General features: G+C 74.4%; 11 protein-coding genes and 3 tRNA genes. 13 read left to right on the forward strand and 1 reads right to left on the reverse strand.

Annotated elements, in window-relative coordinates; genetic code table 11:
* From ACZ55U_RS18230 to ACZ55U_RS18285, 12 genes are all read left to right on the forward strand, one after another.
* On the forward strand, nucleotides 1-1,753 hold a 1,753-nt coding region (locus ACZ55U_RS18230), incomplete at its 5' end, for a LytR C-terminal domain-containing protein (RefSeq protein WP_465527146.1).
* A gap of 338 nt (nucleotides 1,754-2,091) precedes the next feature.
* Complete coding sequence (rsfS, locus tag ACZ55U_RS18235) at nucleotides 2,092-2,550, forward strand: ribosome silencing factor (RefSeq protein ID WP_465527147.1); 459 nt, start codon at nucleotides 2,092-2,094, stop codon at nucleotides 2,548-2,550.
* Entirely contained in the window at nucleotides 2,547-3,197 is a 651-nt protein-coding gene (locus ACZ55U_RS18240) for a histidine phosphatase family protein (RefSeq protein ID WP_465527210.1), read from the forward strand. The genes rsfS and ACZ55U_RS18240 overlap by 4 nt, the downstream gene beginning before the upstream one ends.
* 177 nt (nucleotides 3,198-3,374) lie before the next feature.
* A tRNA-Ala gene (locus ACZ55U_RS18245) sits at nucleotides 3,375-3,447 on the forward strand.
* A gap of 43 nt (nucleotides 3,448-3,490) precedes the next feature.
* A tRNA-Ala gene (locus tag ACZ55U_RS18250) sits at nucleotides 3,491-3,563 on the forward strand.
* A 271-nt stretch (nucleotides 3,564-3,834) separates the two neighbouring features.
* Nucleotides 3,835-3,907, forward strand: a tRNA-Ala gene (locus ACZ55U_RS18255).
* A 98-nt stretch (nucleotides 3,908-4,005) separates the two neighbouring features.
* On the forward strand, nucleotides 4,006-5,301 hold the full coding sequence (locus ACZ55U_RS18260; RefSeq protein ID WP_465527148.1) for a hypothetical protein: 1,296 nt from the start codon (nucleotides 4,006-4,008) through the stop codon (nucleotides 5,299-5,301).
* Nucleotides 5,302-5,627: 326 nt separating this feature from the next.
* Nucleotides 5,628-8,516, forward strand: coding sequence for a leucine--tRNA ligase (gene leuS, locus ACZ55U_RS18265; RefSeq protein ID WP_465527149.1), 2,889 nt, complete (start codon nucleotides 5,628-5,630; stop codon nucleotides 8,514-8,516).
* A 306-nt stretch (nucleotides 8,517-8,822) separates the two neighbouring features.
* Entirely contained in the window at nucleotides 8,823-9,629 is an 807-nt protein-coding gene (locus ACZ55U_RS18270; protein ID WP_465527150.1) for a hypothetical protein, read from the forward strand.
* Between the two features lie 85 nt (nucleotides 9,630-9,714).
* Entirely contained in the window at nucleotides 9,715-10,560 is an 846-nt protein-coding gene (locus ACZ55U_RS18275; protein ID WP_465527151.1) for a DegV family protein, read from the forward strand.
* Nucleotides 10,561-10,742: 182 nt separating this feature from the next.
* Nucleotides 10,743-11,813, forward strand: coding sequence for a ComEA family DNA-binding protein (locus tag ACZ55U_RS18280; RefSeq protein WP_465527152.1), 1,071 nt, complete (start codon nucleotides 10,743-10,745; stop codon nucleotides 11,811-11,813).
* 91 nt (nucleotides 11,814-11,904) lie between these two features.
* On the forward strand, nucleotides 11,905-14,535 hold the full coding sequence (locus ACZ55U_RS18285) for a ComEC/Rec2 family competence protein (protein ID WP_465527153.1): 2,631 nt from the start codon (nucleotides 11,905-11,907) through the stop codon (nucleotides 14,533-14,535).
* A gap of 407 nt (nucleotides 14,536-14,942) precedes the next feature.
* On the opposite strand, the gene ACZ55U_RS18290 is transcribed toward ACZ55U_RS18285, so the two are convergent.
* Nucleotides 14,943-15,236, reverse strand: a complete 294-nt coding sequence (locus tag ACZ55U_RS18290) for a hypothetical protein (protein ID WP_465527154.1) — start codon at nucleotides 15,234-15,236, stop codon at nucleotides 14,943-14,945.
* A 74-nt stretch (nucleotides 15,237-15,310) separates the two neighbouring features.
* Between ACZ55U_RS18290 and holA the strand changes: the two genes are divergently transcribed.
* Nucleotides 15,311-16,309, forward strand: a complete 999-nt coding sequence (gene holA, locus ACZ55U_RS18295) for a DNA polymerase III subunit delta (RefSeq protein ID WP_465527155.1) — start codon at nucleotides 15,311-15,313, stop codon at nucleotides 16,307-16,309.
* Nucleotides 16,310-16,313: the final 4 nt, after the last annotated feature.

Raw genomic sequence — 16,313 nt, forward strand, 5'->3', positions numbered from 1 at the left:
GTACGGGCAGCAGCAGTACGACCAGCAGTACGACCAGTACGGGCAGCCGGTGTACGGGCAGGACCCGTACGGCTACCAGCAGCAGGGCCACCAGGGGTACGACGAGTACCAGCAGGGCGGCCGGACGGGGCAGATCCCGCAGTTCCCGCAGCAGGCGCAGCCGTACGGGCAGCAGCAGTACGACCAGCAGTACGACCAGTACGGGCAGCCGGTGTACGGGCAGGACCCGTACGGCTACCAGCAGCAGGGCCACCAGGGCTACCAGCAGCAGCCGTACCAGGCCGCCGCCGCGCCGGGCGCCGTCGAGCCGGTCGCCACCGAGGCGCCGGCGCCCTCGCCGGCCGAGGCCGCCACGCCCGCCCCCGCCGCTGCCGCGCCGCCGCGTCCGCGGGTGCCCAGGCCCGCCACCGAGGCGGTGCCGGCCAAGGCCGAGCCGCCGTCCGAGCGGGTCGGCGGGGCGCGGGCGGGGAAGGCCGGGAAAGCCGGGAGCAAGGCGGCCGGGGACGGCTACGCCACGGGCGAGTTCACCTTCGTCGACGAGGAGGCGGAGGAGTCCGAGGACGTCATCGACTGGCTGAAGTTCGCCGAGTCCCGCAGCGAGGTGCGCGCCGAGCGCCGCCGCAAGCTGCGCAACCGGCTGATCGGCCTCGGCGTGGTGGTGGCGCTCGCGGCCGGCGGCGCCGGCGGCTACCTCCTGTTCACCGGCGACAAGCCGACCGCCGCCGCGGCGGCCGGCGGGCGCCAGGTCAACGTCGTCCACCTGCGCGACCTCCAGGGCAAGGTGTCCAGCGCGCTGCTGGTCAACGACGGCTCCGGGAAGAAGGGCACGGTGCTGCTGCTGCCCGACAACCTGCGGCTGCCCGGCCCCGGCGACCCGCCGGTCACCACGGTCGGCCAGGCCATGGACGGCATCGGCGCCTCGGCGACCCGCGAGGGCCTGTCCACCGTGCTCGGCGCGCCGGTGGCCGGCACCTGGCGGCTGGACACCCCGTACCTGGAACTGCTGGTCTCCCAGCTCGGCGGCGTCCGGGTGGACACCAACGCCGAGACCCACGAGGGCGGCAAGCCGGACGGCAAGCTGCTGTCGGCGGCCGGGAAGAACACCCTGCTCAGCGGGAAGGCCGCGGTCGCGTACGCCACCTTGCAGGCGCCCGGCGAGAACCGGGACGCCCAGCTGGCCCGGTTCGGGCAGGTCATGGACGCGGTGGTGCGCACCATGCCGACCGACTTCAAGGACGCCAAGGACGACGTGCACCGGATGAACGCGGTGCTGGACCCCTCGCTGCCCGAGGACGCCCTCGCCGGGGTGCTCGTCCAGCTCGCCCAGCAGGCGAAGGACGGCCACTTCGGCACCACCGCGCTGACCGTCAAACCGGACGGCAGCCTGGACGAGGCGACGGCGGGCAAGCAGGTCAAGGACGTGCTGGGCGGCACCGTGAAGTCCGCGGCCACCGGCGACGCCCCCGCCCGGGTCGCGCTCCAGGACGCGAACGGCAACGACGCGGCGGCGGCCGCCGCCCAGGTCCAGATCGTCAACTCCGGCCTGACGTTCATCCCGGGCGGGACGAAGGCCGCGCCGCAGGCCACCAGTGAGATCCGCTACACCGACGACGCCCGGCAGGGCGCGGCGAAGTCGCTGGCGACCAGCCTCGGCCTGCCGGACACGGCGGTGAAGAAGGTGACCGGGGACACCCAGAACGCGGACCTGCTGGTCGTGCTCGGCAAGGACTACCAGCCGCCGAAGAACCAGTAGGGCGGCTGCTCCGGTCCGGTGGGGCGGCGCGGCCGGGGCATCGGTGGGGGTCCGGCCGCTGCGGCTGTGCGGTCGGTCGGCGGTGCGGTCGGTCGGCCCGGGTGGTCGTCAGGCTGTGCGGTCGTCCGGCTGTGCCGTCGGGGTCCGCGGGCGTGCTGGGCGGCCGGTGTCCGGCGGCGGTTCGGGCGGGCCGGCGTCCGACCGGGCTCCGGGCGGCTCGCGGCGGTCCCCGGGGGCGCGGAAAACGGTTCCGGGCCCGCCCGGGCGGCGTGAGATCCTGGAAAACGACCCCGGCCGCGCGCCGGGGCGCCCCAAAGCCGCCGAGCCGGAAGAACACCGTGACCGTCACCGACCACAGCCAGCAGCTCATCACCGTCGCCGCGCAGGCGGCGGCCGACAAGCTCGCGCACAACATCATCGCCTTCGACGTCAGCGAGGTGCTGTCGATCACCGACGCCTTCCTGATCGCCTCCGCGAACAACGACCGCCAGGTCCGCTCGATCGCCGAGGAGATCGAGGACCAGCTGCGCGAGCAGCTGGACATCAAGCCGGTGCGCCGCGAGGGCGAGCGCGAGGGCCGCTGGATCCTGCTCGACTACCTGGACATCGTCGTGCACGTCCAGCACTCCGAGGAGCGCTCCTTCTACTCGCTGGACCGCCTCTGGAAGGACTGCCCGGAGCTGCCGCTGCCCGCCGACGCCCTGGAGTCCCGCAACCGCCCGGACGCCCACACCGACGAGGCCGGCAACGCCGTCGCCCCCGCGGACGACTTCGGCAAGCCCGAGGACCTGCACTGAGCCGGGGCGCGCGCGGCCCGCGCATCGTCTTCTGGCGCCACGGCCAGACCTCCTGGAACCTCGAATCGCGCTTCCAGGGCACCACGGACATCGAGCTGACCGGCCAGGGCGTCCTCCAGGCCCAGCGGGCGGCCCGGCTGCTCTCCGGGCTCCGTCCCGACCTGCTGATCTCCTCGGACCTCCAGCGCGCCCGGCGCACCGCCGCGGAGCTGGCCGAGATCACCGGGCTCGACGTGCAGCACCACGAGGGCCTGCGGGAGACCTACGCGGGCTCCTGGCAGGGCCTGACCAACGCGGAGATCCGCGAGCGCTTCCCCGAGGAGTACGAGGCCTGGGCGGCCGGCGAGCCGGTGCGGCGCGGCGGTGGCGGCGAGCTGGCCACCGAGGTCGCCGACCGTTCGGTGCCGGTGGTGCTGGAGGCCGTCGCCAAGCTCCCGGAGGACGGCACGCTGGTGGTGGTCAGCCACGGCGGGACGATCCGCACCATGCTCGGGCGGCTGCTCGGCCTGGAGCCGGCCCAGTGGGAGCGCTTCGGCGGGCTGTCCAACTGCTGCTGGTCGGTGCTCGGCCACGGCTCGCGCGGCTGGCGGCTGCTGGAGCACAACGCGGGCACGCTCCCGCAACCGGTCATCGGCGACGACACCTGAGCGGTACCGGTGCCCGAGCGGCACCGGCGCGGGCGGCACGGATGCCGGGGGCCCTCAGGGGCCCTCGGCGGGGCCCCGGGGAGCGGATTTCACAGTTCCGGCCCTGACCAGCTAAAGTCTTCCTTGTTCGCAGGGAGGAACGCGGCCCGGAAGGGAAGCGGGAAGCCCGGTGAGTGCGGGGCTATAGCTCAGTTGGTAGAGCGCTTGCATGGCATGCAAGAGGTCTGGGGTTCAATTCCCCATAGCTCCACTCCGCATCGGCGGTCGTGGTCAGCCAGGGTCGTCCGTGTCGCGGGGCTATAGCTCAGTTGGTAGAGCGCTTGCATGGCATGCAAGAGGTCTGGGGTTCAATTCCCCATAGCTCCACAGCAGTTCGGAAGGCCGTCACCCAAGGGGTGGCGGCCTTCCGGCATTTCGGGCAGCGGTCCGCCGTCGTTTCAGCGGGCGGGCGCGCGGTGGTGGAGACGGACCTCATGCGCCCGGGCGGGGAGCGCGCGCCCGGGGCGCACGGCGCGAGCCCGGGGAGCTCCCGGGGGAAACGGATTTCAGGAGCACCCCCCGGAGCGTGTAAAGTAGTCGATGTCGCCGAGGGAAACGGCCGGAAACAACCGGGAACCACGGTGACGACGCAGGTCAAGGGGCTATAGCTCAGTTGGTAGAGCGCTTGCATGGCATGCAAGAGGTCTGGGGTTCAATTCCCCATAGCTCCACAGCAGTCGAGAGCCGCCTTCCGGAAACGGGAGGCGGCTCTTCGCCGTTCTGCCCGCGCCGCCGGTCCCGGGGGCCGGAATCCCGCTACCGTCGTGCCATGGCCGATCTGGAGCGAAGGCGGAACGAGGAACTGGCCCGGATACTCCACCAACTCGGATGGAGTCCGGAACGGCTCGCCCGTGAGGTGAGCCTCGCCCTGCCGCCCGGCCTGGCCATCAGCTCCACCGCCCCGTACAAGTGGCGCGACCGCGGCATGGTGCCGCGCAGCCCGCACGACCAGGCGGTCTGCGAGGTGCTCAGCCGCACCCTCGGCATCGCCGTCACCTACGAACAGCTCTGGGGCCGGATGGGCGGCCACCGCGGCGCCAAGATCCTCTCGCCCCGGCTGCTCACCGACCCGTGGACCGCCGACACCGCCCAGACCTCGCTGCGCGAGGCCGCCACCGACGCCGGCCCGGTCCGCCTCACCGACCTGTTCCGCAGCGCCGACCTCGACCAGGCCGCCGCCCGACTCGACTCCCCGCCACCGCCCGTCGGCGGCGGCGAGGGCGCGCTGCGCGTCGAACCCGGACTGGTCGGCGAACTCGGCCTGTCCTACCGCAGCAAGCAGAAGCTCGAACGCTCCTGCGGCGGAGGACTCGTCCTCGGCCCCACCCGGGCCGAACTCGCCATGCTGGCCAAACTGCTGGAACTCGGCGCGTACGACGAACGGCTCGGTCGCGAGCTGTACGGCGCCGCCAGCAGACTCGCCCGCCTGGCCGGCTGGGCCGCCTACGACCTCGGCCACGACGCGGCCGCCCAGCGCGCCTTCGTCGCCGCGCTGCGCGCCGCCCACGTCAGCGGCGACGCCCGGCTCGGCGTCGCGGTGCTCGGCGCGCTGGTCGTGCTCGCCACCCAGGGCACCGGCGGGCGCGGACTGGACGCCGTCTCCGCGCTCACCAAGGCCCTGGACACCCACGGCGCCGCGCTCAGCGCCACCGGCCGCGCCCGCCAGCTCGGCCGGCTCGCCCGCGCGTACGGCCGCCGGGGCGAGGCCGCGCAGGCCGAGGCCGCCGCCGCCCGGGCCTTCGCCGAACTGGACGGCCTGCCCGGCGCCGAGGAGGCCCGGGCCGACCTCGCCGGGATGGTGGGGGAGGGGCGGCTGGCGCTCGGCCAGCACCGGCTGGCCAAGGTGCTGCTCGCCGAGGCCGTGGCCGGGCTCGGGCCGGGGCGGGCCCGTTCCAAGGCGCTGCTGATGGTGCGCCTCGCCGAGGCCCACCGCAGGCTCGGCGACCAGCGGGAGGCGGCCCGCACCGCGGCGCTGGCGCGCTCGCTCGCGGCGGGGATGCAGTCCGAGCGGCTGGCGAAGGCGCTGCGGGAGTTCGACGCGGCGGGGCGGGCGGCGGTGCGGTAGGGCCTCCGGCCGGTCGTTGTGCGGTGCCCGGCGGTGCCGGGAGCGCCGGAGGAGGCCGTGGCGGGCGCCCCGGGCCGTCCCGGCCGGACGCCCGGCGGCCCGCCGGGCCGCTTGCGGTACCCTGAGCCCATGCGAACCGTGCGCCTGCTCCTTAGCCGGCCGCGCTGACCAGGACCGGCCGCGCCCTCGGGCGGTGCCGGAGTCGGCGTGGCGTCCCCTCCTGCGAGGGGATTTTTTGTTTTCCGCGCCCGACCCGTCCCGGGCCGGGTCCACGGGCCGGCCGCCTGCGCGGTTCGCCAACCGACACCGATGGAGCTTGAAGGACCATGAGCGAGACGACCCCTGCGTCCGGCGCGGCCGAGACCGCGACCGAGCCGTTCCGGTACAGCGCCGCGCTGGCGGCGGAGATCGAGTCCCGCTGGCAGGACATCTGGGAGAAGGAGGGCACCTTCCACGCCCCCAACCCCACCGGTGCGCTGGCCGACCCGGCGGCCGGCGACGTCACCGCGAAGCCGCACAGCTTCATCATGGACATGTTCCCGTACCCCTCGGGCGCGGGCCTGCACGTCGGCCACCCGCTGGGCTACATCGCCACCGACGTCTTCGCCCGCTACCAGCGGATGACCGGCCGCAACGTGCTGCACACGCTGGGCTACGACGCCTTCGGCCTGCCCGCCGAGCAGTACGCGGTGCAGACCGGCACCCACCCGCGGGTCTCCACCGAGGCGAACATCGCCAACATGCGCCACCAGCTGCGCCGGCTGGGCCTGGGCCACGACCCGCGCCGCTCGATCTCCACGATCGACCCGGAGTACTACCGCTGGACCCAGTGGATCTTCCTGCAGATCTTCGACTCCTGGTACGACGAGGCCGCCCGCAAGGCCCGCCCGATCGCCGAGCTGGTCGCCCAGTTCGAGTCCGGCGCGCGCGAGGTGCCGGGCGGGCGCGCCTGGGCGGAGCTGTCGGCCGCCGAGCGCGACGAGGTGCTGGGCGAGTACCGCCTGGCCTACGCCAAGGAGGTGCCGGTCAACTGGTGCCCGGGCCTGGGCACCGTGCTGGCCAACGAGGAGGTCACCGCGGACGGCCGCTCCGAGCGCGGCAACTTCCCGGTGTTCAAGTCCAACCTGCGCCAGTGGATGATGCGCATCACCGCGTACTCGGACCGGCTGATCGAGGACCTGGACCTGCTGGACTGGCCCGAGGCCATCAAGCTCCAGCAGCGCAACTGGATCGGGCGCTCCGAGGGCGCCCGGGTCGACTTCGCCGCCCCCGGCGACCAGAAGATCACCGTCTTCACCACCCGGCCCGACACCCTGTTCGGCGCCACCTACATGGTGCTGGCCCCCGAGCACGGCCTGGTCGACTCGATCGTCCCCGCCGCCTGGCCCGAGGGCGTGCCCGCCGAGTGGACCGGCGGCGCCGCCACCCCCGCCGAGGCCGTCGCCGCCTACCGCGCCACGGCCGCCGCCAAGTCGGACGTCGAGCGGCAGGTCGAGGCCAAGGTCAAGACCGGCGTCTTCACCGGCGCCTACGCCGTCAACCCGGTCAGCGGCGAGCCCGTCCCGGTGTTCATCGCCGACTACGTGCTGATGGGCTACGGCACCGGCGCCATCATGGCCGTCCCCGCCCACGACCACCGCGACTTCGCCTTCGCCCGCGCCTTCGCGCTGCCGATGCGCTGCGTCGTCCAGCCCACCGACGGGCGCGGCTGCGACCCGGCCGAGTGGGACGACGCCTTCGACACCTACGACTCCGTCATCGTCGACTCCGCCCGCGCCGAGGGCGACCTGACGCTGAACGGGCTGAGCGTCGTCGACGCCAAGGCCGCCGTCACCGCCTGGCTGACCGAGCGCGGCATCGGCGAAGGCACCGTCAACTACCGCCTGCGCGACTGGCTGTTCAGCCGCCAGCGGTACTGGGGCGAGCCCTTCCCGATCGTCTACGACGAGGACGGCGTCATGCACGCGCTGCCCGAGTCGATGCTGCCGGTCGAGGTCCCCGAGGTCGACGACTACTCGCCGCGCACCTTCGACGCGTACGACTCCAGCTCCTCGCCGGAGACCCCGCTGTCGCGCAACGAGGCCTGGGTCAACGTCGAACTGGACCTGGGAGACGGCGTCAAGAAGTACCGCCGCGAGACCAACACCATGCCCAACTGGGCCGGTTCCTGCTGGTACGAGCTGCGCTACGTCGACCCGGCGAACTCCTCGGCGGTCGTCGACCCGGCCAACGAGAAGTACTGGCTGGGCCCCACGGAGAACAAGCCGGCCGGCGGCGCCGACCTGTACGTCGGGGGCGCCGAGCACGCCGTGCTGCACCTGCTGTACGCGCGCTTCTGGCACAAGGTGCTGCACGACCTGGGCCACGTCTCGTCCGTCGAGCCGTTCCACAAGCTGTTCAACCAGGGCATGATCACCGCCGACGTCTACCGCGACGAGCGCGGCTTCCCGGTGCCCGCCGCCGAGGTCGAGGAGCGCGGCGGCCAGTACTTCTGGCAGGGCGAGCCGGTCAAGCGCGAGGCCGGGAAGATGGGCAAGTCCCTGAAGAACGCCGTCGCGCCGGACGACATCGCCGACGAGTACGGCGCCGACACGCTGCGCCTGTACGAGATGTCGATGGGCCCGCTGGACGTCTCCCGCCCGTGGGACACCCGCGCCGTCGTCGGCTCGTACCGCTTCCTGCAGCGCCTGTGGCGCAACATCGTCTCGGAGACCACCGGCGAGCTGGTCGTCACCGAGGAGGAGCCGGACGAGGCGACGCTGCGCGTCCTGCACAAGGCGATCGACGGCATCCGCGGCGACATGGCCGGGCTGCGCTTCAACACGGCGGTCGCCAAGGCCATCGAGCTGAACAACCACCTGGTCAAGCGCGGCTCCACGCCGCGGGTGGTGGCCGAGCAGCTGGTGCTGATGGTCGCGCCGCTGGCCCCGCACATCGCCGAGGAGCTGTGGCGCCGCCTGGGCCACGGCGACTCGCTGGCGCACACCGACTACCCGGTCGCCGACCCGGCGTACGTGGTGGACGAGACGGTGACCTGCGTGGTGCAGATCAAGGGCAAGGTCAAGGCGCGGCTGGAGGTGGCGCCGGGGATCTCGGACGCCGAGCTGGAGGCGCTGGCGCTGGCGGAGCCGGCGGTCGTCGCGGCGATCGGCGGGGCCGAGGTGCGGAAGGTGATCGCGCGGGCGCCGAAGCTGGTGAACATCGTCACCGGTTGAGCGGGGCTCTTGCGGGAGTGATCGGGCGGGCGTCCTTCGGGGCGCCCGTCCGGCGTTTCGGGGGCTCTGCCGGGGCTTCGCGGGGGGTGTTCGTGGGGGCCTTCGTGGGGTGTTCCGTCGGGGGATTCCCGGGTTTCGCGGGGGTCTCGGGTCCCTCGGGGAGATCCCGGATCTGACCCTGATCTCCGCTCGCCGGGCCTGCTCCGGCCTCCCTCGGGCGGGGTCCGGCGGCTACCGTGGAACTCTCGGTGATGCGGCCCGCGTTGGGCCCGGTGGGGCCGGAACGGCGGCGGAAGGTGGCGCGCGATGGACGTGTTCGGCGTGATGATCGGTCTGGCCCTGCTCTTCGGAGTCGCGGTGATGGTCCTCGCCGTCGTCGGCACGGTCAAGGCCGCCAAGGCCGTCGGCGCGAAGATCGAGAAGCACGAGGCCAACGCCCGGCGTGCCGTGGAGACCGCGACGCTCAAGGCGAAGAAGTACGCCCAGGTCGGCCCGCCCGCGCAGATCGCCGCCGTCCGGCTGAGCCTGCGGACCTCCCTCGACGGCACCCGGCAGGTGCTGGAGGGCGGCCTGGCGCAGGACGGCCAGCTTGGTGAGTCGCTCGCCCTGCTGGACCGGCTCGACGCGCACGCCGCCGAGCTCGACGGCGAACTGCGGATGCTGGAGCGCGAGCCGGAGGCCGCGCGGATCGCCGCCAAGCTGCCGGAGCTGCGCGAGCGGGCGGAGCGGATCACCCACTCGGCGGAGACCATGCGCTGGGCGGCGCAGGACCGGATGCACCGGTTCGCGGACGACGAGCTGAACCGGCTGACCCAGGAGTGCGAGAGCGAGGCGGGGGCGCTGCGGCACTGGGACGGTGTGGGGGGTGCGGCCGGGGGTCAAGGTCCGGTCGGTGGTCGGGGTGCGGCCGGTGGTCAGGGCTCGGCAGGTGCTCAGGGCTCGGCAGGTGCTCAGGGCTCGGGCTCGGCCGGTGCGACCGGGCGGGCGGCCCGGGCCGGGCTGACCGACGGGAAGGGGCGTCCGAGCGCGGAGGAACTGCTCGGGCTGTCCGATCCGCTGGCCAAGCTGGCGCAGCGGCTGCGCAAGCCGTCGGCAGGGCCCTCGGCGGGCTGACTCCTGCGGGCCGTCACGGGGCCTTCGGGCCGGGCGCGGGATCGGGCGCTGTCCTCCCGGACCTACGGGGAGTAACCTCCGGCTCATGCCCTCCGACCTCGCACTTGTCACCGATTCCACGGCCTATCTGCCGCACGAGGCCCTCGACCGGCACGGGATCACGGTGGTCCCGCTCAGCGTCGCGGTCGGTGACTCGGTCCTGAGCGAGGGCGTCGAGATCTCCCCGAAGGACGTCGCCGAGGCGCTGCGGGGCAGGCAGCGGGTGACCACCTCCCGGCCGAACCCGGAGACCTTCGCCGCCACCTACCGGGCGGCCGCCGAGGCCGGGGCGAAGGGGATCGTCTCGGTGCACATCTCCGGCGAGCTGTCCGGCACCGTCGAAGCCGCCCGGCTGGCCGCCGTTGAGGCACCCGTACCGGTCCGGGTGGTGGACAGCCGACTGGTCGGGATGGCGCTCGGGTACGGGGTGCTGGCGGCGGCCGAGGCGATCGCGGCCGGGCAGGGGCTGGCCGGGGCGGCCGAGGCGGCCGGCCGGCGGGCGTCCGCGACCAGCGGGTTCTTCTACGTCGACACGCTGGAGCACCTGCGGCGGGGCGGCCGGATCGGGGCGGCGCGGGCACTGCTCGGATCGGCGCTGGCGGTCAAGCCGCTGCTGCACCTGGACGGCGGGCGGATCGAGCCGCTGGAGAAGGTGCGGACGGCGTCGCGGGCGATCGCGCGGCTGGAGGAGATCGCGGTCGAGCGTTCGGGGGAGCGGGAGGTCGACATCACCGTGCACCACCTGGCGGCGGAGGAGCGGGCCGAACCGCTCGCGGAGCGGCTGCGGGCGCGGGTGCCGGGGCTGCGGGAGCTGTACGTGGGCGAGGTGGGGGCGGTGATCGGCGCGCACGTCGGGCCGGGGCTGCTCGCGGTGGTGGTCGCGCCGCGGTGAGGGCGGGCGTTGATCTGTTGATGTGTCCGTTCGTCAGGTTGTCAGGTCGCCTGGCCGCTCGGTCAACTTTTAGGTGTCCTGCTCGCCCTTGTGAGTGACACTCTCTGTCCACAACCCCCGGGTTATCCACAGGGTTTCGCTGATTTCCGCGCGTTCGCCGAAGGACTCCTACCGTCCTCGGCATGACGACCATGGGCCTGGGCGCGGCGAAGCGCCATGCGATCGACGAGACGGTGCGGCTGCGGATGGCCGCGATGCTGCCGGGGGATGACGAGCCGTCGGGCGGTTCGGCCGGTTCGGGTGACTCGGCCGGTTCGGGCGGTTCGGATGACTCGGGCGGTTCGGGCGGTTCGGGTGGCCCGTACGCGGGTTCACCGGGCGGGCGTTCGTCGGGGGCGGTCCCGGCTCCGGCGGGGGAGCGGCCGGTGCCTGCCACCGGGCCGCCGTCCGCCGAGCCAGCGGGGCCGATTCCGCTGTCGATTCCGCCGTCGCCGGATGCGGGCGGCGCGGTCGACCCAGGCGAGGAGTCCGTGTACCTGACCGGGGCCGGGGCGCGACCGCGGTCCGCCTCCTTCCCCTCGTTCGCTTCGGCACTGGCGCTCGACCGGCGCGCGGTGGCCGGGCTGGCCATCCTGCTGCTGTTCGCGGTCGGCTACGCCGTCCAGCACTTCTGGCTGGCCCGGCCGGAGACGGTCGCCGTGCCGGCGTTGGCAGCGGCCACGGCACCGGCGGTGGCCGAGCAGTCCGTCCCCGCCGACGGCCCTGCCGCCGCTTCCAGGGCCGGGCCCGGCACCGGCGCCGAGGCCGTCCCCGGGGCTGGATCCGCCGTCGTGGTGGACATCGGCGGACGGGTCCACCTCCCCGGCCTGCACACCCTGCCCGGCGGCTCCCGGGTGGCCGACGCCCTGCGCGCGGCAGGCGGCCCGCTCCCGGAGACGGACACCAGGAACCTCAACCTGGCCCGCCTCCTGACGGACGGCGAGCAGATCCTGGTCGGCGAACAGGGTCCCGCACCGGCCGCCGGCAGCGGGAGCGGACCTCCGGGCCCGGCCGCGCCCCGAGCACCCGTCAGCCTCAACCGGGCCACGCTCGAACAGCTCGACACCCTCCCGGGCGTCGGCCCCACCCTCGCCCAGCGCATCCTCGCCTACCGCACCTCGCACGGCCCCTTCCGCTCCCTCGACCAGCTCCGGCAGGTCAGCGGCATCGGCGCCCGAACATATGCGGAGCTCCGGCCACTGCTCACCCTCTGACTCCTCCGTCGCTCCTGCCCCTGCCCGCCTTGCTCGCCTACTCGCCTGCTCGCCCTATCAGCCTCGTCGGTCTTCGAAGGGAGGCACCACCGTGTCCGCCACCACCACACCGGCCGTTCCGGCTACTGCGTCCCGCTCCCCGGGCGCCGACTTCCGTCTGCTGCTGCCCGCCGTCTCGGCCTGGGCGGTCTCGGCGGCACTTCTTCGCCTGGAGCCGGGGCACGAGGCCCTCGTCCTCAGCGCGGCAGGTCTCGCGGCGTTCGGGGGCGTCCTGCTGCTCACCCGGCCGGGGGTGCTGCGCAGCCGCGGGTCCTCGGCGACGCTGGCCGCCGTCCTGCTGACGGGCGCGGCTGCCGCGATCGCCACGCCGCTGCACACCGCCGACCTGCACCGGGGGCCGCTGCCGGAACTCGTCCGCGCGTCCGCCGCCGAGCCCGACACGGCCGCCCCGGTGGTGGAGGTGGAATTGACCGTCACGGGGGACCCGAAGACCCACACCTCCCGGGGCGGCACCACCGGCGGGCAGACGCTCCTCACCGTGGCCGCGGTGGCCGACCGCGTCACCCCGCTCCCGGACGGGCGGGCCACGCGCACGCGTACACCGGTGACCGTCATGATCCGGGGAGCGGAGAGCGAACCCTGGCAGCGGCTGCTCCCGTCCCAGCGGCTGGCCGCCGAGGCCGAGGTACGGCCGGCGGGGGAGGGCCACGACACCGAGTCCGCCGCCCTGCTGGTGGTCCACGGCCCACCCCGGCAGCTGGCTCCCCCGAGCCTTCCGCAGCGGATCGCCGGGCACCTTCGCGAGGGCCTGCGCACGGCCACCGACGGACTGCCGGCGGACGCACGGGGGCTTCTCCCGGGGCTGGTCGTCGGCGACACCTCGCGGCTGCCCGACGACCTCGACGACGCCTTCCGGGCCACCGACCTGGTCCACCTGGTGGCGGTCAGCGGAGCCAACCTGGCGATCGTCCTCGGCGCGCTGCTGGGCGCGCCCGGACAGGCCGGCACCCCGGAGCGGCGCGGGCTGGCCGCGGTGCTGGGGCTGCCGCTGCGCACCAGTGCCCTGCTCGGCACCGCGTTGACCCTGGCCTTCGTCACCGTCTGCCGTCCCGAACCCAGCGTGCTGAGGGCGGCCGGGACGGGGCTGATCGGCATGCTGGCCCTGGCCACCGGCCGTCCCCGCCGGGCGGTGCCCGCGCTCGCCGGCGCCGTCCTGGTGCTGGTCCTGCTGGACCCGTTCCTGGCGCACTCGTTCGGCTTCCTGCTCTCGGTGCTCGCCACCGCCGGGCTGCTCGTCCTCGGGCCGCACTGGGCCGAGGCCCTGCGGGCCCGCCGCTGGCCGCACCACCTGGCGGGTGCCCTCGCGGCGGCGGCCGCCGCCCAAGCGCTGTGCGCGCCGGTGACGGTGGTGCTGTCCGGGCACGTCAGCCTGGTCGGCATCCCGTGCAACCTGCTGGCCGAGCTGGCGGTGGCGCCGGCGACGCTGCTCGGCTTCGGGGTGCTCGTCCTGCACCCGATCCTCCCGGCCCTGGCCCGTCTGCTCGCGGAGCCTGCCGGGGTCCCGGTCGGCTGGCTCGCCCTGGTGGCGCGCCGCGGTGCCGAACTACCCGGCGGCCAACTGGCCTGGCCGGGAGGGTGGTTCGGCACGGTCACGGTCGCGCTGGCCGTCCTGGCGGCCTGCTGGGCGGCGCCGATCCTGCTGCCGAGGCGGGCTGCGCCGGGCGGCCCCGCGCCGACGCGGCGACGCTGGGTGCGGGCCCTGGTGACGGGGCTGCTGACGGTGGTCCTGCTCGCCGTGCTGCTGCGCCCGCCGCAGCTCACCCGGATCGCCACCGGCTGGCCGCCGCCCGGGTGGCGGCTGGTGATGTGCGACGTCGGGCAGGGGGACATGCTGGCCCTCGCGACGGGGGTGCCGGGCAGTGCGGTGGTGATCGATACCGGGCCGGATCCCAACGCCGCGGACAGGTGTCTGCGCGACCTCGGCGTCACGTCGGTTCCCTTACTGCTGCTGACGCACTTCCATGCCGACCACGTCGAGGGGGTTCCAGGGGTGTTGCGGGGCCGAAGGATCGGCGCGATCGAGGGGACCACGCTGGACGACCCACCGGGCGAGGCGGCCCGGGTGACGGGCTGGGCCGCAGGCGCCGGCGTTCCTGTGACGAGAGTCGGCCGGGGTGAACGGCGTTCGACCGGCGCGGAGTTGGCCTGGGACGTGGTGTGGCCCGTGCCAGGCGCGGCGGTGGAGGCGCCCGGCCCGAACAACGCGAGCGTCGCATTGATGGTGTCACTGACAGGAGGACTACGGATGGCACTGCTCGGAGATCTCGAACCGCAGGCCCAGTCGGCGTTGTTGGGCCGGGTGGGGAGGGTGGACGTCGTGAAGGTGGCGCATCACGGCTCGGCCCACCAGGACTGGGACCTGGCAGGCGTGCTCCGGCCCCGGCTGGCGCTCATCTCCTGCGGTGAGGGCAACACGTACGGGCACCCGTCCCCGAAGACGGTCGACCACCTGCGCGCGCTGGGCGCCACCGTGCTGCGCACCGACCGGGAAGGGGACATCGCGGTGACGGGCGACTCCCCGGCCGCCCTCGGCGTGGCCGTCCACCCGCAGCCCGCCCACGCGGCTCGCACGGCCCGCCACCCGCGTGGCCACGGGCCGTCGGCGTCCTCGGGCCCCCACCCCGAGCGGACCCAGGCCTCCCCGCGGGCCCCGCCCGGGTAACCGGCCCGCGCTCTCCTCCTCCCACAACCAGGTGGGGCAGGGGAAGGGGTAGGGGGTTGTGGGAGGAGTGGAGAGGGGCGGGCGCAGGCCCAGCAGAAACGTTCCGGCGCGCTCCGGGCTCGCCCGGAGCGCGCCGGAAACCGCAGGCTCCACGCTCCCGCACGGCAGCTGCGGAGATTCCTGGCCGGCGGGGGGCATGCACAGCGAGGGCCGAAGGCGCGACTCGAAGAGTGGTTGCGGCGCGCTCCGGGGCCTGCCCGGAGCGCGCCGCGAAGAGCTTCGCCCTTGAAAGCCAGGGACAGACATCGCGACATCCACGGCACCCGCAGGACCAGTGACCCCGGCTTCTCGCGATTCCGGCCGAGCTGGCCGAGTCGGCCCGTCGGCCAGCCTGCCCGGGCCGCGCCTCAGGCCTCCTCGCGCCAGCCGTCGTAGCCGGCCGCGAGGGTGTCGAGGGCGTGGAGCAGGGCAGGGGTCCAGCCGCTTTCCGGTGCCTCGGCCACGATCAGCCACTGGGCGTCCTCGGCGTCGTCCTCGCCCGCGAGCGCGTCGCGGACGACTTCGAGCTCGCCGAGGTCGGGCTGGGCGGCGCCGAGTTCCTCGGCGGCCTCCTCGGCGGCGTCGCGGTCGGGCAGGACGAGTAGCTGCCGGGTGTACGGGTCGTCGACGTCCGGGAGGTCGGTGGTGTGGTTCTCGCTCACCCGGCCATTGTCCAGGCCGGGCCGTCCGCTCCGTCGGGCGGGAGTGTCCGCGACCCGTGGGATGCTGGTACGCGATGGCCAGGAAGAGTGCACCCGACGACCTGCTCGCCCCGCTGACCCTCGCGGTCGGCCAGGAGGAGCTGCTGCTGGACCGTGCGGTCGCCCAGGTGGTGGCGGCGGCGAAGGCGGCGGACCCGGACACCGACGTGCGGGACCTGCCGCCCGGCGGCCTGCAGCCCGGCAGCCTGGCCGAGCTGACCACGCCGTCGCTGTTCGCCGAGCGCAAGGTGATCGTGATCCGGGCCGCGCAGGACCTCTCCGCCGACTCGGTGAAGGAGGTCAAGGCGTACATCGAGGCGCCGGCCGAAGAAGTGATCATGGTCCTGGTGCACGCCGGCGGGGCCAAGGGCAAGGGCCTGCTGGACGCCGGGCGCAAGGCCGGCGGGCGCGAGGTGGCCTGCGCCAAGCTGGCCAAGGCGAGCGAGCGGCTGGCCTTCGTCAAGGGCGAGTTCCGCACCCTGGGCCGTTCCGCGACGCCGGAGGCCTGCCAGGCGCTGCTGGACGCGCTCGGCAGTGACCTGCGCGAGCTCGCGGCCGCGTGCAGCCAGCTGACCTCGGACGTCGAGGGCGCGATCGACGAGACGGTGGTGGCCCGCTACTACAGCGGCCGGGCCGAGGCGACCGGCTTCGAGGTGGCCGACCTCGCGGTCACCGGTCGCGCCGCGGAGGCGCTGGAGCGGCTGCGCTGGGCGCTGGCCGTCGGCCAGCCGCCGACGGGCATCACCTACGCGCTGGCCTCCGGCGTGCGCAGCATCGGGCGGCTGGCGAGCGCCGGGCGGAACATGCGCCCGGGTGACCTGGCCCGGGAACTGGGCATGCCGCCGTGGAAGGTCGACCGGGTCCGCCAGCAGATGCGCGGCTGGACGGGCGACGGGGTGGCCACCGCGCTGACCGCGATCGCCCAGGCCGACGCCGCCGTCAAGGGCGGCTCGGACGACCCGGCCTTCGCCCTGGAGCGCGCGGTGGTCGCCGTCGCCCGGGCCGCCAGGGCCGGCTCCCGCCCGTCGTACTGAACGG

This window comes from Kitasatospora sp. NPDC034533 (assembly GCF_055575155.1).

What these genes read in the sequence shown, in the direction of transcription:
- ACZ55U_RS18260 (WP_465527148.1), top strand. Translation starts at nt 4,006, where the DNA reads ATGGCCGATCTGGAGCGAAGGCGGAACGAGGAACTGGCCCGGATACTC.
- leuS (WP_465527149.1), top strand. Translation starts at nt 5,628, where the DNA reads ATGAGCGAGACGACCCCTGCGTCCGGCGCGGCCGAGACCGCGACCGAG.
- ACZ55U_RS18270 (WP_465527150.1), top strand. Translation starts at nt 8,823, where the DNA reads ATGGACGTGTTCGGCGTGATGATCGGTCTGGCCCTGCTCTTCGGAGTC.
- ACZ55U_RS18275 (WP_465527151.1), top strand. Translation starts at nt 9,715, where the DNA reads ATGCCCTCCGACCTCGCACTTGTCACCGATTCCACGGCCTATCTGCCG.
- ACZ55U_RS18280 (WP_465527152.1), top strand. Translation starts at nt 10,743, where the DNA reads ATGACGACCATGGGCCTGGGCGCGGCGAAGCGCCATGCGATCGACGAG.
- holA (WP_465527155.1), top strand. Translation starts at nt 15,311, where the DNA reads ATGGCCAGGAAGAGTGCACCCGACGACCTGCTCGCCCCGCTGACCCTC.